Origin of the sequence: Pseudomonas sp. R11-23-07 (assembly GCF_003852295.1) — a bacterium.
Classification (GTDB): Bacteria; Pseudomonadota; Gammaproteobacteria; order Pseudomonadales; family Pseudomonadaceae; genus Aquipseudomonas.
The window spans coordinates 5,083,762-5,103,442 of sequence record NZ_CP027761.1 but is presented as its reverse complement, the minus strand read 5'-3'; the positions used below and the strand labels follow the sequence as shown (position 1 = coordinate 5,103,442).

Annotated in this window: 18 protein-coding genes; 15 read left to right on the top strand and 3 right to left on the bottom strand. The window is 61.6% G+C overall.

The window, feature by feature from the left end:
- Nucleotides 1-16: 16 nt before the first annotated feature.
- The 10 genes from C4J84_RS23445 to trpE all read left to right on the top strand — a co-directional run bounded on the left by C4J84_RS23445 (nt 17) and on the right by trpE (nt 11,749).
- Nucleotides 17-2,011, top strand: coding sequence for a histidine kinase (locus C4J84_RS23445; RefSeq protein WP_124372038.1), 1,995 nt, complete (start codon nt 17-19; stop codon nt 2,009-2,011).
- Nucleotides 2,012-2,029: 18 nt separating this feature from the next.
- A complete protein-coding gene (locus C4J84_RS23440) occupies nt 2,030-2,659 on the top strand; it encodes a response regulator transcription factor (protein WP_124364641.1) in 630 nt (209 codons plus the stop codon).
- Between the two features lie 204 nt (nt 2,660-2,863).
- Nucleotides 2,864-3,976: an ABC transporter ATP-binding protein gene (locus tag C4J84_RS23435; RefSeq protein WP_124372037.1), complete on the top strand. Its 1,113-nt coding sequence runs from the start codon at nt 2,864-2,866 to the stop codon at nt 3,974-3,976.
- A 43-nt stretch (nt 3,977-4,019) separates the two neighbouring features.
- A complete protein-coding gene (locus tag C4J84_RS23430; RefSeq protein WP_124372036.1) occupies nt 4,020-5,060 on the top strand; it encodes an ABC transporter substrate-binding protein in 1,041 nt (346 codons plus the stop codon).
- Nucleotides 5,061-5,201: 141 nt separating this feature from the next.
- Entirely contained in the window at nt 5,202-6,428 is a 1,227-nt protein-coding gene (locus C4J84_RS23425) for an ABC transporter permease (RefSeq protein WP_124372035.1), read from the top strand.
- A 12-nt stretch (nt 6,429-6,440) separates the two neighbouring features.
- Nucleotides 6,441-7,265, top strand: a complete 825-nt coding sequence (locus C4J84_RS23420; protein ID WP_124364637.1) for an ABC transporter permease — start codon at nt 6,441-6,443, stop codon at nt 7,263-7,265.
- Between the two features lie 211 nt (nt 7,266-7,476).
- Nucleotides 7,477-8,625, top strand: coding sequence for an iron-containing alcohol dehydrogenase (locus C4J84_RS23415; RefSeq protein ID WP_124368546.1), 1,149 nt, complete (start codon nt 7,477-7,479; stop codon nt 8,623-8,625).
- A gap of 84 nt (nt 8,626-8,709) precedes the next feature.
- Complete coding sequence (rpe, locus tag C4J84_RS23410; protein WP_065937054.1) at nt 8,710-9,384, top strand: ribulose-phosphate 3-epimerase; 675 nt, start codon at nt 8,710-8,712, stop codon at nt 9,382-9,384.
- Nucleotides 9,381-10,199: a phosphoglycolate phosphatase gene (locus C4J84_RS23405; protein WP_124372034.1), complete on the top strand. Its 819-nt coding sequence runs from the start codon at nt 9,381-9,383 to the stop codon at nt 10,197-10,199. The genes rpe and C4J84_RS23405 overlap by 4 nt, the downstream gene beginning before the upstream one ends.
- Nucleotides 10,200-10,267: 68 nt before the next feature.
- On the top strand, nt 10,268-11,749 hold the full coding sequence (gene trpE, locus C4J84_RS23400; protein ID WP_124372033.1) for an anthranilate synthase component I: 1,482 nt from the start codon (nt 10,268-10,270) through the stop codon (nt 11,747-11,749).
- A 130-nt stretch (nt 11,750-11,879) separates the two neighbouring features.
- On the opposite strand, the gene estP is transcribed toward trpE, so the two are convergent.
- A complete protein-coding gene (estP, locus tag C4J84_RS23395; protein ID WP_124372032.1) occupies nt 11,880-13,802 on the bottom strand; it encodes an esterase EstP in 1,923 nt (640 codons plus the stop codon).
- A 424-nt stretch (nt 13,803-14,226) separates the two neighbouring features.
- On the opposite strand from estP, the gene C4J84_RS23390 reads away from it, so the two are divergent.
- From C4J84_RS23390 to C4J84_RS23375, 4 genes are all read left to right on the top strand, one after another.
- Nucleotides 14,227-14,820 (top strand): aminodeoxychorismate/anthranilate synthase component II, encoded by a 594-nt coding sequence (locus tag C4J84_RS23390; RefSeq protein ID WP_124364632.1) that lies wholly within the window; start codon nt 14,227-14,229, stop codon nt 14,818-14,820.
- 9 nt (nt 14,821-14,829) lie between these two features.
- Nucleotides 14,830-15,879: an anthranilate phosphoribosyltransferase gene (trpD, locus tag C4J84_RS23385; RefSeq protein ID WP_057723690.1), complete on the top strand. Its 1,050-nt coding sequence runs from the start codon at nt 14,830-14,832 to the stop codon at nt 15,877-15,879.
- On the top strand, nt 15,876-16,712 hold the full coding sequence (gene trpC / locus C4J84_RS23380) for an indole-3-glycerol phosphate synthase TrpC (RefSeq protein ID WP_124364631.1): 837 nt from the start codon (nt 15,876-15,878) through the stop codon (nt 16,710-16,712). The genes trpD and trpC overlap by 4 nt, the downstream gene beginning before the upstream one ends.
- Nucleotides 16,713-16,858: 146 nt before the next feature.
- The gene (locus C4J84_RS23375; protein WP_124436165.1) at nt 16,859-17,554 is read left to right on the top strand and encodes a lipoate--protein ligase family protein; all 696 of its coding nucleotides are present in this window, start codon (nt 16,859-16,861) and stop codon (nt 17,552-17,554) included.
- On the opposite strand, the gene crp is transcribed toward C4J84_RS23375, so the two are convergent.
- Nucleotides 17,551-18,195, bottom strand: coding sequence for a cAMP-activated global transcriptional regulator CRP (crp, locus tag C4J84_RS23370; protein WP_124364629.1), 645 nt, complete (start codon nt 18,193-18,195; stop codon nt 17,551-17,553). The two genes, C4J84_RS23375 and crp, sit on opposite strands and share 4 nt — an antisense overlap.
- 246 nt (nt 18,196-18,441) lie before the next feature.
- Between crp and C4J84_RS23365 the strand changes: the two genes are divergently transcribed.
- Complete coding sequence (locus C4J84_RS23365) at nt 18,442-18,864, top strand: OsmC family protein (protein ID WP_124364628.1); 423 nt, start codon at nt 18,442-18,444, stop codon at nt 18,862-18,864.
- Between the two features lie 141 nt (nt 18,865-19,005).
- On the opposite strand, the gene coq7 is transcribed toward C4J84_RS23365, so the two are convergent.
- Nucleotides 19,006-19,653 carry a 2-polyprenyl-3-methyl-6-methoxy-1,4-benzoquinone monooxygenase gene (gene coq7 / locus C4J84_RS23360; protein ID WP_124364627.1) on the bottom strand — a complete coding sequence of 216 codons (648 nt, stop codon included), beginning with the start codon at nt 19,651-19,653 and terminating at the stop codon, nt 19,006-19,008.
- Nucleotides 19,654-19,681: the final 28 nt, after the last annotated feature.

The window sequence follows — 19,681 nt, the reverse complement described above, 5'->3', positions numbered from 1 at the left end:
ATGTGAGACGTGGATCATGGGTTTTCGCTTCCTGCTGGTTATCGGCTGTCTGTGGGTTGCCTTGATGGCGAACGCCGCGCCGGCACCCGCTACACCCCAGGCGCAACTGAATGCGCAGCAGCGCGCATGGCTGGCGCTGCACCAGCAATTGCGCGTGGGCTTGGTACTGCAGGCGCCTTACGCACAATACGACCGACGGCTGCAGCGCTTGTCCGGGGCCAATGTCGAGTTGATGCAGTGGCTGGCCAAGGCGCTGGGCATCGAGCTGACCTGGCGTAACTTTCCTGATCTGGAGCAGTTGGAAGCTGCCGTGCGTGACGGCGAGGTGGATATCGCACCCGGCCTGCAGCAAACCCCGGCCGGCTTGCGCCTGTGGTTGTTCAGCGACCCTTATATGCGTGTGCCTCAGCATATCGTCGGCATTCGCGACGGCGGCGGCGCGGTGGAGTTGGAAAAACTCGACGCACACACGCGCATCGCCGTGCGCATGCCCAGCGCGGTGGCCGACTACCTGCGCAGTACGTATCCCAATCTCAACCTGCAAGGCGTGCCCATGGAACGCCAGGCCCTGCAGTTACTGGTGAGCCAGCAGGCGCGCTATGCGGTGGTGGATGAGGCGCAACTGAGCCGGTTGGCCGGCGAGGCGGAGTTTGCCGGGCTGGCGGTGGTCGGCGATATCGGCTTGCCGCAATTGCTGCGGGTGGCCACGCGGCATGAATGGCCGGAACTGGCGGGCATCATGCAAAGTGCCTTGCGGGCGATACCCGCCCGCGACCTCGACCAGTTGCACAACCGCTGGCTGCAACCCCAGTACCCGCGTTTTTCCGAATCAATGGGCTTGTGGAAAAACCTCAGCGTGTTGCTGGGCCTGTTGCTGCTCGCCAGCCTCGCGGCAGTGCTCTGGCAGCGCCGCCAGCAGCGCAGTCTGGAGCACGCCCTGCTGGCGGCGCGGGAGGAAAGCGCAGCGCGTGCCGCCGGTGCCGAAGCCTTGCGGCTGACGCAGTTTTCCATCGATCAAAGTACGGTCGGCATCCTGTGGGTCAATTGGGACAGCCATGTGCGGTACGCCAACCGCGCCGCCGAAAGCATGCTCGGCTATGGCCCTGGCGCGTTGATCGAACGGCCGCTGATCGATCTTGACCCGGCCTTGAGCATGGACCGCTGGCTCAACCTGTGGAAGCGCGCGCGTGCCAGCGAGGACGGCGCCCAGACCTTCGCCACCGATTGCCTGCGTGCTGACGGCAGCATCCTGCCCGCCGATGTGTCCTTGAGCTTTCTGCGCTTTGCCGACGGCGAGTACCTGGTGGTGTACCTGACGGACGTCACCGAGCGCCGCCGCTATGTGGCCGCCTTGCTGCAAAGCGAGGCGCAGTTGCGTGAATTGTCAGCCCACCTGGAAACGGTGCGCGAAGAAGAAAAGGCGCGTATCGCCCGCGAGGTTCACGACGAACTCGGGCAAATGCTCACCGTGCTCAAGCTGGAAACCTCGATGTGCGAATTGGCCTATGCGCAGCTCGACCCGGGCCTCAACGAGCGCTTGAACAGCATGAAGCGCCTGATCGCCCAACTCTTCCAACTGGTGCGGGATGTGGCAACCGCGCTGCGCCCGCCGATTCTCGACGCCGGCATTGCTTCGGCCATCGAATGGCAGGCGCGACGTTTCGAAGCGCGCACGCTGATTCCCTGCCTGGTCAAAGTCCCGGAAAACGTGCCGGTGCTGAGCGATGCCAAGGCCATCGGCCTGTTTCGCATTCTGCAGGAGGCCCTGACCAATGTGATGCGCCATGCCCGGGCGCATACTGTAGAACTCACGCTGGAGGTGGACGGCCCGGACCTGCGGCTGACCATCAGCGATGACGGTATCGGCTTCGTGCAGGCCCAAGGGCGGCCGGTATCGTTCGGCCTGGTCGGCATGCGCGAGCGGGTGCTGATCATGGGCGGGCAGTTGTCCCTGGTCAGTGAGCTGGGGGAGGGCACCACCCTGAGTGTCACGGTGCCGTTGAATGCATGACACTAAAAGGAAATTCCCGTGATCCGCGTACTGGTAGCCGAAGACCACACCATTGTTCGTGAAGGCATCAAGCAATTGATCGGCCTGGCCAAAGACCTGCTGGTCGTGGGCGAAGCGAGCAATGGCGAGCAGTTGCTGGAGACTTTGCGACATGTGCCCTGCGAAGTGGTGTTGCTGGATATCTCCATGCCCGGTGTGAATGGCCTGGAAGCCATCGCGCGCATTCGTGCGCTGAATAACCCGCCGGCAATCCTGGTGCTGTCCATGCACGATGAAGCGCAAATGGCCGCCCGTGCTCTCAAGGTTGGCGCGGCCGGTTATGCCACCAAGGACAGCGACCCGGCGCTGTTGCTGATGGCGATTCGCAAGGTCGCGGCGGGCGGGCGTTATATCGACCCGGACCTGGCCGACCGCATGGTTTTCGAAGTCGGCCTGACGGACTCACGCCCCTTGCACTCGTTGCTGTCGGAGCGCGAGTTCTCGGTGTTCGAACGCCTGGCCCAGGGCGCCAACGTGAACGACATCGCCGTGCAACTGGCCCTGAGCAGCAAAACCATCAGCACCCACAAGGCGCGCTTGATGCAAAAGCTCCATATCAGCTCCCTGGCCGAGCTGGTGAAATACGCCATGGAACACAAGCTGCTGTAGCGGCGTATCCATTAACGACACCGCGCAAGCGCCGCCCAGCGAAGGCTTGTCGCTGCACTGTCCCATGCCCGCCATGTGTGTAGGGCGATCCCTACCCCGAACCTTCCATCCGGCTGATGCGATTCTCTCCTGGCCCCCGATTTCCGGGGCCTCGCGCCTGGACTACGCTTGTGTCACAGCAGTCCAAAACACAAAGGTGCGGGTATGAGCGAGGTGGATTCAAATGATGTGCTGGTCAGCTTTCGTGGCGTGCAGAAAAGCTACGATGGCGAAAACCTGATCGTCAAAGACCTCAACCTGGAGATTCGCAAGGGCGAGTTCCTCACCTTGCTCGGGCCGTCCGGTTCGGGCAAGACCACCAGCCTGATGATGCTGGCCGGTTTTGAAACGCCCACCGCTGGCGAAATCCAGCTGGCTGGCCGCTCGATCAATAACGTGCCGCCGCACAAGCGCGATATCGGCATGGTGTTCCAGAACTACGCCTTGTTCCCGCACATGACCGTGGCCGAGAACCTTGCATTTCCCTTATCCGTACGTGGCTTGAGCAAGACTGACATCAGCGAGCGGGTCAAGCGCGTGCTGAGCATGGTCCAGCTCGACGCCTTTGCCCAGCGCTACCCGGCGCAACTGTCCGGGGGCCAGCAACAGCGGGTGGCCCTCGCCCGCGCATTGGTGTTCGAGCCGCAACTGGTGCTGATGGACGAACCCCTCGGCGCCCTCGACAAGCAGCTGCGCGAACACATGCAGATGGAAATCAAGCACCTGCACCAGCGCCTCGGCGTCACCGTGGTGTATGTGACCCACGACCAGGGCGAAGCCTTGACCATGTCCGACCGCGTGGCGGTGTTCCACCAGGGCGAAATCCAGCAGATCGCCGCGCCGCGCACCCTCTACGAAGAACCGAAAAACACCTTTGTGGCCAATTTCATCGGCGAAAACAACCGCCTCAATGGCCGTCTGCACAGCCACACCGGCGAGCGCTGCGTGGTGGAACTGGCGCGCGGCGAGAAGGTGGAGGCGCTGGCGGTGAATGTCGGCCAGATCGGCGGCCCGGTGACCCTGTCGGTGCGCCCGGAGCGCGTCAGCCTCAATGGGGCCAGTGACAATTGCATCAACCGTTTTTCCGGGCGGGTGGCGGAGTTCATCTACCTGGGCGACCACGTGCGTTTGCGCCTGGAAGTCTGCGGCAAGACCGATTTTTTCGTGAAACAACCGATCGCCGAGCTGGACCCGGCCCTGGCGGTCGGCGACGTAGTACCGATTGGCTGGCAAGTCGAGCACGTTCGCGCACTCGACCCACTTCTAGAGGCGAACTGATCGCCCCCTGGCTTCACCAACCCTGCACGTGGAGAGCACAACAATGTTGAGATCCCTTAAGTTTTCCGTCCTGGCTATCGGCCTGATGGGCGCGACACAGGCCATGGCAGGCCCGGACCTGACCGTCGTATCGTTTGGCGGCGCCAACAAGGCGGCCCAGGTCAAGGCCTTCTATGCACCGTGGGAGAGCGCGGGCAACGGCAAGATCATCGCCGGTGAATACAACGGTGAGATGGCCAAGGTCAAAGCCATGGTCGACACCAAGAGCGTGTCCTGGGACCTGGTGGAAGTGGAGTCGCCTGAGCTTTCCCGTGGGTGCGACGAAGACATGTTCGAGCCCCTGGACCCGAAACTGTTCGGCAACACGGCGGACTACGTCAAAGGCGCGATCCAGCCTTGCGGCGTAGGTTTCTTCGTATGGTCGACGGTGCTGGCCTATAACGCCGATAAACTGGCGTCCGCACCCGCCGGCTGGGTGGATTTCTGGGACACCAAGAAATTCCCGGGCAAGCGTGGCCTGCGCAAAGGCGCCAAGTACACCCTGGAATTCGCCTTGATGGCCGACGGCGTCGCGCCTAAGGACGTCTACAAAGTGCTGGCCGGCAAAGATGGCCAGGACCGTGCGTTCAAGAAACTCGACGAACTCAAAGCCTCGATCCAATGGTGGGAGGCCGGTGCGCAACCGCCGCAGTACCTCGCTTCGGGCGACGTGGTGATGAGCTCGGCCTATAACGGCCGCATCGCCGCCGTGCAGAAAGAAAGCAACCTGAAAGTGGTGTGGAACGGCGGCATCTATGACTTCGACGCCTGGGCCATTCCAAAGGGCCTGGACAAGGACCGCGCTGAAGCTGCGAAGAAATTCATCGCCTTCTCGGTGCAGCCGCAGCAGCAGAAGACCTACTCCGAAAACATCGCCTACGGCCCGGCCAACACCCAGGCCGTCCCGTTGCTGGCCAAGGACGTGCTCAAGGACATGCCGACCACCCCGGAAAACATCGCCAACCAGGTGCAGATCGATGTGAGCTTCTGGGCCGATAACGGCGAGCAGCTCGAGCAGCGCTTCAATTCCTGGGCAGCTAAATAACACCGCCTAACTCTTGTGGGAGGGGGCTTGCTCCCGATAGCGGAGTGTCAGTCAGCCAATCTATAGCTGATCTGCCGCCATCGGGAGCAAGCCCCCTCCCACAAGGGATCTGCATTTATTTTCAAGATCCGGAGTTCAGCCATGGCCCTCGCCATTCCCACCCTCAAGCAGCGCCTGGCCCGTGCCGAGCGGCTCAATCGCTGGAAAGCCCAGGCCTTGATTGCGCCATTAGTGCTGTTTTTGCTGCTGGTGTTCCTGGTGCCCATCGTTGCGTTGCTCTACAAGAGCGTCGGCAACCCGGAAGTGGTGGGCGGCTTGCCGCGTACGGTGGTGGCGGTCACGGCTTGGGATGGCCGTGGCTTGCCCGGCGAGCCGGTGTACCAGGCGCTCAGTGAAGACCTGGCGCAAGCGCGCAAAAACCAGACCCTTGGCGATCTGTCCAAACGCTTGAACATGGAACTGGCCGGCTATCGCAGCCTGCTCACCAAAACCGCGCGGGCGCTGCCGTTTACCGAAGCGCCGGCCTCTTATAAAGCCGCGCTGGAAACCCTCGACGAACGTTGGGGCGACCCGGCGTACTGGCAGGCGATCCGGCGCAATACCAGCAGCCTGACGCCTTACTATCTGCTGGCGGCCGTCGATCACCGTATTGACGACTTGGGCGAAATCGCTCCGGCCACCCCCGACCAGGCCATCTACCTGGATATCTTCGCCCGAACGTTCTGGATGGGCCTGGTGATCACGGTCATCTGCCTGCTGCTGGCCTATCCCCTGGCTTACCTGTTGGCCAACCTGCCGGCGCGCAAAAGCAACCTGCTGATGATCCTGGTACTGCTGCCATTCTGGACCTCGATCCTGGTGCGGGTGGCGGCGTGGATCGTACTGCTGCAATCCGGCGGCCTGATCAACAGCGCCCTGATGGGCCTGGGCCTGATCGATGCGCCGCTGGAATTGGTGTTCAACCGTACCGGCGTGTACATCTCCATGGTGCATATCCTGCTGCCGTTCATGATTCTGCCGATCTACAGCGTGATGAAAGGTATCTCGCCGACGTACATGCGTGCGGCGATTTCCCTGGGCTGCCACCCGTTCGCCAGCTTCTGGCGCGTGTACTTCCCGCAAACCTACGCCGGCGTCGGCGCCGGTTGCCTGTTGGTGTTCATCCTGGCGATTGGTTACTACATCACCCCGGCCTTGCTGGGCAGCCCGAACGACCAGATGGTCAGCTACTTCGTGGCCTTCTACACCAACACCAGCATCAACTGGGGCATGGCCACGGCGTTGGGCGGCTTGCTGCTGCTGGCGACGGTGTTGCTGTACCTGATCTACAACCGGCTGGTGGGCGCCAGTCGCCTGCGCCTGAGCTGAGGAGACCTTGCGATGCTGAGCCCTTATATGTCACCGGTGGAGCGGCTGTGGTTCTACAGCCTGCGAATTTTGTGTGGCCTGATCCTGCTGTTCCTGATCCTGCCGGTGCTGGTGATCATCCCGCTGTCGTTCAACAGCGGCAGTTTCCTGGTGTACCCGTTGCAGGGCTTCTCGCTGCAGTGGTACCAGGACTTCTTCGCGTCGGCCGAGTGGATGCGCGCCCTGAAGAACAGCATCATCGTCGCCCCGGCAGCCACGGTGCTGGCGATGGTGTTCGGAACGCTGGCGGCGATTGGCCTGACCCGTGGCAACTTCCCCGGCAAGGCCTTGGTGATGGCCCTGGTGATTTCGCCGATGGTGGTGCCGGTGGTGATTATTGGCGTGGCCAGTTACCTGTTCTTCGCCCCGCTGGGCCTGGGCAACAGCTTCTTCTCGCTGATTGTGGTGCATGCGGTGCTGGGCGTGCCGTTTGTGATCATCACCGTGTCGGCGACCTTGCAGGGTTTCAACCACAATCTGGTACGGGCGGCGGCCAGTCTGGGCGCATCACCGTTGACCGCGTTTCGCCGGGTGACCTTGCCGCTGATCGCGCCGGGGGTGATTTCCGGGGCGTTGTTCGCCTTCGCCACTTCGTTCGATGAGGTGGTGGTGACGCTGTTCCTCGCCGGGCCGGAGCAAGCCACATTGCCCAGGCAGATGTTCAGCGGCATCCGTGAAAACCTCAGCCCCACCATTGCCGCAGCGGCGACGCTGCTGATCGGCTTCTCGGTGGTGCTGTTGCTGACCCTGGAATGGCTGCGTGGCCGTAGCGAAAAGCTGCGCACCGCCCAGGTCTAAAGCCCGGTACAGATTAAAATGTGGGAGGGGGCTTGCCCCCGATGGCAGTGTGACAGTCAGCAACTCTGATACTGATACACCCTATCGGGGGCAAGCCCCCTCCCACACTGCTTCTTTGTCATTCAGATAACCATTCAGCTCTTGAATGGCAGACAACCCAGTTGTCTCAGCTATTCTTGTGCCAGCCCATCACCGACAAGAGGCCGCGCACATGAGTACTTCCTCATTCAAGATCGCCCACAAACTGCTGACCGGCGCTGGCGCCATTGAGCAACTCGGCGCCGAGTTGACGCGCCTGGATGTGGATAACCCGCTGATTGTCACCGATGCCGCGCTGGTCAAGTCCGGCACCGTCGCGCTGGCACTCGAACATCTGGGCGGGCGGACTTATGAAATTTTCGACCGCGTGCTGCCCGACCCGGAAATCGCCATTGTCGAAGATTGCATGCAGGCCTACCGCGACGGCGGGCACGACGGCCTGATCGGCGTGGGCGGCGGCAGTGCCATCGACATCGCCAAGAGCGTGGCCGCATACGCCGGTTACCACGGCGCCCTGGCGGATTTGTTCGGCGTCGACCAGGTGCCGCGCAAGGGCCCGCCGCTGATCGCGATTCCCACTACCGCCGGCACCGGCTCCGAGGTGACCAATGTGGCGATCCTCTCCGACAAGGTCGCCCAGCTGAAAAAAGGCATCGTCAGCGACTACCTGCTGCCGGATGTCGCGCTGATCAGCCCGCAAATGACCCTGACCTGCCCACGCAGCGTCACTGCCGCCAGTGGCGTCGACGCGCTGGTGCATGCCATTGAATCCTACCTGTCGCTGAACGCCTCGCCGATCACCGATGCCCTGGCGATCGGCGCCATCAAGCTGATTGCTGGCGCCTTGCCCAAGGTTTATGCCAACCCGGCCAACCTGCAGGCCCGTGACGATATGGCCACCGCCAGCCTGATGGCCGGCATGGCCTTTGGCAACGCGGGCGTCGGCGCGGTGCATGCGCTGGCGTATCCGTTGGGCGGCCGGTTCAACATCGCCCACGGCGTGAGCAACGCATTGTTGCTGCCCTATGTGATGCACTGGAACAAGCTGGCCTGTGTCGAGCGGATGCGCGACATCGCCCAGGCCATGGGGGTAAATGTCAGCGGGTTGAGCGTGAATGATGCCGCCGACCAGGCCGTCGAGGCGATGACGCGACTGTGCGCCGCCGTCGAGATTCCGTCGGGCCTGCGCAGTTTCGGCGTGCCGGAGGAGGCTATCCCGGCGATGGCCACTGAAGCGGCGGGTATTGAACGCCTGATGCGCAACAATCCGCGCCAGCTCAGTGCCGCCGATATCGAGAAAATCTACCGGGCTGCGTACTAGCCGTTGAGTTAGGTCACGGTGCGCAGGGCAAAGCATGAGGTATACAATGCGCGCCATCGTGATTTAGCTCAAAAAAGGTGCGTCATGCAGCCCTTCGTCATTGCTCCATCGATTCTCTCCGCCGACTTCGCCCGCCTGGGCGAAGAAGTGGACAAGGTATTGGCCGCGGGTGCCGACTTCGTGCACTTTGACGTCATGGACAACCACTACGTGCCCAACCTGACCATCGGCCCGATGGTGTGCGCTGCGCTGCGCAAATACGGGATTACCGCGCCGATCGACGCGCACCTGATGGTCAGCCCGGTGGACCGCATCGTCGGTGACTTCATCGACGCCGGCGCGACCTACATCACCTTCCACCCGGAAGCCACGCTGCACGTCGACCGCACCCTGCAGTTGATCCGCGAAGGCGGCTGCAAGGCGGGCCTGGTGTTCAACCCGGCCACGCCGCTGAGTGTGCTGGAGTACGTGATGGACAAGGTCGACATGGTCCTGCTGATGAGCGTCAACCCAGGCTTTGGCGGGCAGAAGTTCATCCCCGGCACCCTGAACAAACTGCGCGAAGCGCGGGCGCTGATCGATGCGTCGGGCCGGGATATCCGTCTGGAAATCGACGGCGGGGTCAATGTGAACAATATCCGTGAAATCGCGGCGGCGGGCGCCGACACCTTTGTGGCCGGCTCGGCGATCTTCAATGCGCCGGATTACCAGGAAGTGATCGCCAAGATGCATGCCGAACTGGCGCTGGCGCGCCCATGAGCGGCTTTGAGCAGCTGTTCCCCGGCAAATTGCCACGGCTGGTGATGTTCGATCTGGACGGTACCTTGATCGACTCGGTGCCTGACCTTGCGGCGGCGGTGGACCAGATGCTGCTCAAGCTGGGGCGCAAGCCTGTGGGGATTGAGGCGGTGCGTGAATGGGTCGGCAACGGCGCGCCGATGCTGGTGCGACGGGCGCTGGCAGGCCATATCGACGCCACCGGTGTGGACGAGATGGAAGCCGAACAGGCCCTGCAATTGTTCAACACCGCCTATGAAAGCAGCCACGAACGGACGGTGGTGTATCCCGGCGTGCGTGACACCCTCAAGTGGTTGAGCAAGCAGGGCGTGGAAATGGCCCTGATCACCAACAAGCCGGAGCGCTTCGTCGCTCCGCTGTTGGACCAGATGAAGATCGGCCGGTATTTTCGCTGGATCATCGGCGGCGATACCTTGCCACAAAAAAAGCCCGACCCGGCGGCGCTGTTCTTTGTGATGAAAATGGCGAATATTCCGGCGTCCCAATCGTTGTTCGTCGGCGACTCGCGCAGTGATGTCTTGGCGGCAAAAGCGGCGGGAGTGCAGTGCGTGGCCCTGAGTTACGGCTACAACCATGGCCGGCCGATTGCGGAAGAATCGCCAGCGCTGGTCATCGATGACCTGCGCTTGTTAATCCCCGGTTGCTTGGGCGCGGGCGCTGAGATAACGTTGCCCGACATCGACCCGTCCCCTACTGGAAATGCCATCGTGGTGGTCACTCGCAAACTCTGGATGAAAGTCATCAAGGCCCTGGCCCGCTGGCGTTGGCGCGCCTGACTGATCCCCGCCGCGCTGCGGCCCGTTTGCCTACCTGACCGATTGACCCTCACACCACGAGGCACCTGATGATCCGCGAAGAATTCCTGCGTTTGGCCGCTGCCGGCTATAACCGTATCCCCATGGCCCGTGAAACCCTGGCCGACTTCGACACGCCGCTGTCGATCTACCTGAAACTGGCCGACGAGCCGAACTCTTATCTGCTGGAGTCGGTACAGGGCGGTGAGAAGTGGGGCCGTTATTCGATCATCGGCCTGCCGTGCCGCACGGTACTGCGAGTGCATGACCATCATGTGAGCATCACCCATGATGGCCTTGAGATCGAAAGCCATGACGTAGAAGACCCGCTGGCCTTCGTCGAAGCCTTCAAGGCGCGCTACAACGTGCCGACCATTCCTGGCCTGCCGCGTTTCAACGGCGGTTTGGTGGGGTATTTCGGTTATGACTGCGTGCGCTACGTGGAGCAGCGTTTGGGTAAATGCCCGAACCCGGACCCGCTCGGCGTGCCGGACATCTTGCTGATGGTCTCCGACGCGGTGGTGGTGTTCGACAACCTTGCCGGCAAGATGCACGCGATAGTGCTGGCCGACCCTGCCCAGGCGGATGCCTTCGAGCAAGGCCAGGCCAGCCTCGAAGCGCTGCTGGAAAAACTGCGCCAGCCAATCACCCCGCGCCGTGGCCTGGACCTCAGCCGTCCACCCGCCGCCGACCCGGTATTTCGCTCCAGCTTTACCCAGGCGGACTACGAGCGGGCAGTCGATACCATCAAGGAATACATCCTCGCCGGTGACTGCATGCAGGTGGTGCCCTCGCAACGGATGTCCATCGACTTCAAGGCCGCGCCGATCGACCTGTATCGAGCGCTGCGTTGCTTCAACCCGACGCCGTATATGTACTTCTTCAATTTCGGTGACTTCCACGTAGTGGGCAGTTCGCCGGAAGTGCTGGTGCGCGTCGAAGACAACCTGATCACCGTGCGCCCGATCGCCGGCACGCGCCCGCGTGGCGCCACCGAAGAAGCGGATCTGGCGCTGGAAGAAGACCTGTTGAGCGACGACAAGGAAATCGCCGAGCACCTGATGCTGATCGACCTGGGGCGTAATGACACCGGGCGGGTCTCGGAAATCGGCTCGGTGAAGTTGACCGAGAAGATGGTCATCGAGCGGTATTCCAATGTGATGCATATCGTGTCCAACGTCACCGGTGAGCTGAAGGCCGGCCTGACTGCGATGGACGCACTGCGTGCGATTCTGCCGGCCGGTACCTTGTCGGGCGCGCCAAAGATTCGCGCGATGGAAATCATCGACGAACTGGAGCCGGTCAAGCGTGGCGTCTACGGCGGCGCCGTGGGGTATTTCGCCTGGAACGGCAACATGGACACGGCGATTGCGATCCGCACGGCAGTGATCAAGGACGGCGAGCTGCATGTGCAGGCCGGTGGCGGCATCGTGGCTGACTCGGTGCCGGCCCTTGAATGGGAAGAAACCCTGAACAAGCGCCGGGCGATGTTCCGTGCGGTGGCGTTGGCTGAGCAAACGCCGCAAAGCTGAAGCCAAATGTAGATCAAAATGTGGGAGGGGGCTTGCCCCCGATAGCAGTGTGTCAGCCAGCACATCATGGACTGACAGACCGCTATCGGGGGCAAGCCCCCTCCCACATTAAGCCTTCATTGTCCTGCTGTTAGAAATCCAGACTCACCCCGACACTGACCCCTTGCTGGGTCAAACTGTCATCCTTCCTCACGTTGTACGCCGCCCGTAACGCCAGGTCCTGCGTGAGCTTGTGGCTGACCCCCAGGCTCAAGCGATCCGAATTGCTGCGCGGCGTATATCCGTCCAATTTGAAGTCGAGCCCTTGCACGCTGTTGAGCGAAATATTCACCTTCTGGGTGTCATTTTCGAACTCGTGCTCGTGGGCCACTTCGCCAAACACCTGGGTGTGCGGGGTGATGCGGTAGCTGCCCTGCAGCCCGACGCCCAGGCGCTTGGAGTCGCGCTGCTGGTCATCGAAGGTCAGGGCGGTGGAGCGGCTGTCTTTTTCCGAGTAGCCGTTCACTTCGACCCGCGCGTAATCGGCGCTGATAAAGGGCGACAGGTGCCAGTCACTGCCCGGCGCGGCGATGTCATAACCCACGCGACCGCTCAGGGCCCACAGCCAGCCATCGGTGTCACCCTTTTCCGACCCCTCGCTGACGCCCAGGGCGAACTTGCGCTTGAGGCTGTCGAAGTCCAGCTTGCCGCCGGTCAAGGCGGCGTCGGCCCACCAGTGATTCTGCTGATACTGGGCGAACGCCGTGCCCATGTAGCTGTTGAGCTTGTAGTCCGAATCGCTGGCGCCAGCTTCCAGTGTCTGGCGGTACAGGCCTGCGGCTACGCCCATGCGCCAGGCCTCGTTGAGTCGGTAGCTGCCACCGATGTTGAGGTTATAGCCACTGCCATCGCCGCTGGCCGAGCTGCTCTGGTCATCGAAATCCAGACGCTGGCCACCGCCCGCCACGATCGCTCGCCATTGGCCAACGGCTTGCCAGTGGCCGGTATCTGCCTGCCATTGATTGCGCAACTCATCTTGATGGGCGCGCAATGTGCCTTGGGCCATTTCCGGCAGCAGGGTCAGCTCCCAGGGCGCCGCGAGGAGGGAATAGGCGTAGTCGGCAATCAGCTGTTGCCCCGCCACCGTGGGGTGGACCGAGTCGTTGTAGATCAGCTTGGTCGGGTCCGGATTGGTGCCGCCGATGCCGTAGACCGGGTTGGCGGTGCAACTGTTTCCACTGAAACAGGTACCGGTCAAGTTTTGCCCGGTGGCGAGGCCGAAGCGGGCCGGATCGGCGAAGGCTTCGTTCAACAACAACGGAATGTTCAGCGGGATCACCTGCGCATCGATCTGCGACAGGCGCTGTACCAGGGACTGGTTGAAAATAGTGCTCAGGGCCGACGTTGCTGCCTGCTGCGGGGTGCCATTGATGGCCGGCGTCAGTCCGAGGTCGGGCAGCATCCATACCATGATGTAACGCGCGCCGGCTTGTTGCAGGGCCTGGGCACTATCCGCCAGGCGCCCGCCAGCGGCGACCGCCTGGGCGGGGCTGAGTACGCGACCCTGGAGAAAGTCATTGCCGCCACCGGACAGAAAGTACAGCGCATTCGGATCGGCCAGCCCGCCGTTGGCCGGCAGGTAACCCTGTCGACTGCGCAGCACCGTGCCGCCCCCTGCATTGCCGGGGGGGATCGCAGCGTTGGAAACCGAAGTAATGGAGTCGAGGATATTGTCGGTACGGTAGCCGCCGACCGCCCAGTTGTTGCCGTCCGGCAAGCCCTGGGCCGCGCGCACCGGTGAGGTGGAGGCGTTCAGGTCGTTTGGTGCCACACCCAGCTTTGCGCCGAGCAAGGTCGAAGAAACGAGACCGTAATCGGCTTGGAACGTCGGCCCGGTGCGGTTGGTAAAGCGCAACGTCGATCCGGCGCTGCCGTCGGGGAACTGACCGGCATCAGCCAGGCTGTCGCCGAACACCACCATGGTTGAGTAAGGTGACGGTGCCGCATAGGCCTGCGCGCAAGCCAGGGATAGCAGGCCGGCAGCCAGGGGCGCGAAGAACGGAGCTCTGGGCATGGAAAATTCCATTGAGTTATTTTTATGTCGGAATCGAAACACTAGCAAAGTATTGAGCGTTTTCTATAGCGCAAAACCGAATTTTCCTACGCGCATCCCAACGAGCATAAGCCCGTATTTGCTGCTCCATATTGCACCGCTGGCGAGGCTACGTTACTGTGCCTGAACGTATGAATGAGACCCTCCCCGTGTTGATCATCAGCAAACTCTTGATGCGAGTAGTCAAGGCACACGCCCGTTGGCGTTGGCGCGCCTGACATTTTTCCCTGCCGGCCTGGCCGGATCTGTACCGATTTGCCTTCTTTTACTTTTGTCTGACGCCCCTTGCCGTTCACCCCGGCAACCGGAACGTGCGTCTGGCAGCGGGCCACACGCTTGGAAGGCGGTCATTTGAAATCAGTGAATTCAAGAGGTTTGAACCCACATGTTGCTGATGATTGATAACTACGATTCCTTTACCTACAACGTTGTGCAGTACCTGGGCGAGCTGGGTGCCGAGGTCAAGGTGGTGCGCAACGACGAACTGACCGTCGCCGAGATCGCCGCACTGAATCCGGAACGTATCGTGGTTTCGCCTGGCCCGTGCACGCCGAACGAAGCGGGCATCTCCCTGGAAGCCATTCAGTATTTTGCCGGCAAGCTGCCAATTCTTGGCGTGTGCCTGGGCCATCAGTCCATTGGCCAGGCGTTTGGCGGCGACGTGGTGCGCGCGCGCCAGGTGATGCACGGCAAGACCAGCCCGGTATTCCACAAGGATCTGGGCGTGTTCCACGGCTTGAACCTGCCCGTGACCGTGACCCGTTATCACTCGTTGGTGGTCAAGCGCGACACCCTGCCCGAGTGCCTGGAACTGACGGCCTGGACCCAGCTGGAAGACGGCTCGGTCGACGAGATCATGGGCCTGCGCCACAAGACACTGAATATCGAAGGGGTGCAGTTTCACCCTGAATCGATCCTGACCGAGCAGGGCTACGAGCTGTTCGCCAATTTTCTCAAGCAGAGCGGCGGCACGCGCTAAGGACTTTCCATGGATATCAAGACTGCCCTGGGCCGTATCGTCGGCCACCTGGACCTGAGCACCGCTGAAATGAGCGATGTGATGCGCGAGATCATGACCGGCCAATGCTCCGACGCACAGATCGGCGCCTTTATGATGGCCATGCGCATGAAGAGCGAAAGCATCGACGAAATCGTCGGCGCCGTATCGGTGATGCGTGAACTGGCGGACAAGGTCGAACTCAAGACCCTCGACGGCGTGGTCGATGTGGTCGGCACCGGCGGCGACGGTGCGAACATCTTCAACGTATCGACGGCGTCCTCGTTCGTGGTCGCGGCAGCGGGTTGCACCGTGGCCAAGCACGGCAACCGCGCGGTGTCCGGCAAAAGTGGCAGCGCGGACCTGCTGGAAGCGGCCGGCATCTACCTGAACCTGACGCCGGTACAGGTGGCACGCTGCATCGACAGCGTCGGCATCGGCTTCATGTTCGCCCAGTCTCACCACGGCGCGATGAAACACGCGGCCGGCCCGCGCAAGGACCTCGGCCTGCGTACCCTGTTCAATATGCTCGGCCCGCTTACGAATCCGGCCGGTGTGAAGCATCAAGTCGTCGGTGTATTCAGCCAGGCGTTGTGCCGGCCATTGGCCGAAGTGCTGCAGCGCCTGGGCAGCAAGCATGTGCTGGTGGTGCATTCCAAAGATGGCCTGGACGAATTCAGCCTGGCGGCGCCAACCTTCGTGGCGGAGTTGAAGAACGACCAGGTTACAGAATATTGGGTCGAGCCTGAGGATCTGGGCATGAAGAGCCAGAGCCTGCATGGCCTGGCGGTGGAAAGTCCGGCGGCGTCGCTTGAATTGATTCGTGATGCCTTGGGGCGACGCAAGACCGAAAACGGTCAAAAAGCCGCGGAAATGATTGTGCTCAATGCTGGCGCGGCACTTTACGCAGCCGACCATGCCTATAGTCTTAAGGAAGGTGTCGCCTTGGCCCACGATGCGCTGCACACCGGTCTGGCTCGCGAGAAACTTGAAGAACTCGGAGCATTCACCGCCGTATTCAAGATGGAGAATGAAGCATGAGTGTTCCGACCGTTCTGGAAAAAATCCTGGCGCGCAAGGCTGAAGAAGTCGCCGAGCGCCGTGCCCGTGTGAGCCTGGCCGAGCTGGAAGCCCTGGCAAAAGCTGCTGATGCACCACGAGGGTTTGCCAGGGCCTTGCTCGAACAGGCCAAGAAGAAGCAGCCGGCGGTGATCGCCGAGATCAAGAAGGCCTCACCGAGCAAAGGTGTGATCCGCGAGCACTTCGTGCCACAGGAAATCGCCGTCAGCTATGAAAAGGGTGGGGCGACGTGCCTGTCCGTACTGACCGATGTTGATTTCTTCCAGGGATCTGATCTGTTCCTGCAGCAGGCGCGCGCCGCGTGCACATTGCCGGTGATCCGCAAGGACTTCATGGTTGATCCCTACCAGATCGTCGAAGCTCGCGCCCTGGGCGCCGACTGTGTGCTGCTGATCGTTTCCGCACTGGATGACGTGAAGATGGCCGAACTGGCCGCTGTAGCCAAGAGCGTGGGCCTGGATGTACTGGTCGAAGTGCACGACGGCGACGAGTTGGAGCGTGCACTGAAGACCCTCGACACACCGCTGGTGGGGGTCAACAACCGTAACCTGCACACCTTCGATGTCAGCCTGGAAACCACCCTCGACCTGCTGCCGCGTATTCCGCGTGACCGCTTGGTGATCACCGAGAGCGGCATCGTCAACCGCGCCGATGTGGAGCTGATGGAGATCAGCGAGGTGTATTCGTTCCTGGTCGGCGAGACGTTCATGCGCGCCGAGAACCCAGGGGCGGAACTGCAGCGTCTGTTCTTCCCGGAGCGGGGTGTGGTGGTCAGCGGTTCCACGCTCGATTGAATCGATTTGAAACGCGATCAAAATGTGGGAGGGGGCTTGCTCCCGATAGCGGTGGTTCAGTTGACTGATTCACAACTGATACCCCGCCATCGGGAGCAAGCCCCCTCCCACATTGGTCTTGTGCTTATTCAGGTAGGTCAATGTAGATGACTAAGCTGGTTTCGATGACTGTGCAAGCAGGCCTTGCCGCCGAGCAGGACTTGCTGGCCGCCGTCTGCGCAGGTGAGCGGGAATACGGGCTGTTGTTCTGGCAACCCAACGATCAAGCCTTGGTCATGCCGCGCCGTTTGAGTCGATTGCCGGCTTTTGAAGCGGCCAGCCGAGTCTCGGCAGAGGCCGGTTGGCCGGTGCTGTTGCGCGAAACCGGCGGTGAGCCGGTGCCGCAGTCGGCCGCCACGGTCAATATCGCCTTGGTCTATGCGCCGCCGCGCAGTGAGGGGGATCAAGGGCGCATCGAAACCGGCTACCAGCGCCTGTGCCAGCCGATCTGCGATGTGCTGCTTGAATTGGGCGGCGAGGCGTCTATTGGCGAAATTGACGGCGCGTTCTGCGACGGTCGTTACAACGTCAATCTCAACGGCCGGAAAATGGTCGGCACGGCCCAACGCTGGCGGCAGAGCGCTGGTCGCCCAGTGGGGTTGGTACACGGTGCTTTATTGCTGGATAACGATCGCGATGAGTTGATTGCGGCGGTCAATCGGTTCAATCAAGCCTGTGGCCTGGAACAGCGGGTGCGTGCCGAGAGCCATATCGCGCTGCACGAAGTGTTTCCGGTGCCGGACGTGCTCAGCCGGCTCGACACCTTATACCGTCAGATGTTCGCAGGTTTGCTGCCAGGCTAACGGGTTCCGAACACCACCATTGTCTTGCCTTTGACGTGCACCAGGTTGCGCTCTTCCAGGTCCTTGAGCACACGCCCCACCATTTCCCGCGAACAGCCCACGATGCGCCCGATTTCCTGGCGCGTGACCTTGATCTGCATCCCGTCGGGATGGGTCATGGCGTCTGGCTGCTTGCACAGCTCCAGCAGGCAGCGAGCGACACGCCCGGTCACGTCGAAGAACGCCAGGTCGCCGACCTTGCGCGTGGTATCCCGCAGACGTTGGGCGATCTGCCCACTCAGGGCATACAGAATGTCGGGATCATGTTGGGCCAGTTCGCGAAATTTCGTATAGCTGATCTCGGCCACTTCGCACTCCACCTTGGTGCGCACCCAAGCGCTGCGCTGTTGCTCCTTGCCGGCCTGCTCGAACAGCCCCAGCTCGCCGAAGAAATCCCCGGTGTTGAGGTAGGCGATGATCATTTCGCGACCGTCTTCGTCCTCGATCAGGATGGTGACCGAGCCCTTGATAATGAAGAACAGCGTTTCGGAGCGCTCGCCCGCGCAGATGATGTTGTGCTTGGCCGGATGACGCCGGCGTTGGCAATGCATCAGCAGCTTGTCGAGGTTCTTGATCTTGGGTGTGGGAGTAAGAGCAACCATGGTTGTATCCCGAAAAACTGCACGATGTGGTTGGATTTGTTTTTATCAGCGCGACCGGCATTGATACACGCTGTACAAACGATGGCAATGCGCCATTGATTTGGCGCCAGCTTACCAGACACATTCTGACTCGATTAGCGTATTTCACCGGCAAACGCTGTTATTGATCGTTTTCCTGCAGGGCGCTGCCGCTGCGAAGCCCTGTGCTAAGCTGGCGACCCTTTTTTTAGCAGTGGAGTCTGGGCGATGAAGGCACGCATCCAATGGGCGGGCGAAGCCATGTTCCTCGGAGAATCGGGCAGTGGCCACGTGGTGGTCATGGACGGCCCGCCGGAAGCCGGTGGCCGCAACCTGGGTGTACGCCCGATGGAAATGTTGCTGCTGGGTGTCGGCGGTTGCAGCAATTTCGACGTGGTCAGTATCCTGAAAAAATCCCGTCAGGCCGTGGAAAGCTGCGAAGCCTTTCTGGAAGCCGAACGCGCAACCGAAGATCCCAAGGTGTTTACCAAGATCCATATGCATTTTGTGGTCAAGGGGCGCGCGCTGAAGGAAGCGCAGGTCAAGCGTGCCATCGAGCTGTCGGCAGAGAAGTACTGCTCGGCGTCGATCATGCTGGGCGCGGCCGGTGTGGCCATTACCCATGACTACGAAATCGTCGAGTTGGGTTGATCGTTCCCGCGCTCTGCGTGGGAATGCATCTCGTGACGCTCCGCGTCACCCTTGCGCAGGTGCCGGATTTTGCGCTGAAAGCGGGACGCGGGGCGTCCTGGGTGGCATTCCCACGCGGAGCGTGGGAATGATCTTCATGCTTCAGATTCTGTAGGTGCTTTTAGTCATGACCTTGGCCAGCATGCTCATGCCGAATCTCACCGGCGCAGGAAAGCGGAAGCCGCCGGCGTCCAGTGCGCTTTCAGCGTGATGTTCTTCATCGATGCGCATCTGCTCGAGAATGGCCCGGGACTTTTCGTCCTCGGCCGGCAATTGTTCAAGGTGTTCGTCCAAGTGCTTGCAGACCTGGCGTTCGGTAGCTGCGACAAAACCGAGGCTGACCTTGTCACTGATCAGGCCGGCAGCGGCGCCGATACCGAACGACAAACCATAGAACAGCGGGTTCAGCACACTGGGATGACTGCCCAGCTGGCGAATGCGTTGTTCGCACCACGCCAGGTGGTCGATCTCTTCCTCGGCCGCGTGCTCCATCGCTGCACGTACCTGCGGTAACTTGGCGGTCAGGGCCTGGCCCTGGTACAACGCCTGGGCACAGACTTCACCGGTGTGGTTGATGCGCATCAGGCCAGCTACATGGCGGGTCTCGGTCTCGCTCATCTGTGCGTCCGGCTGCACGATGGCGGGTGACGGGCGGTACGGTTGGCCGCTGAACGGCAGCAGCGTACGCATGGCCGTGTCGGCTTGCAGCAACAGACGGTCAATCGGCGAGTAGTGACGTTGGGTAGTCATGCTGACCTCCGGGAAGAATCTCGGCGGC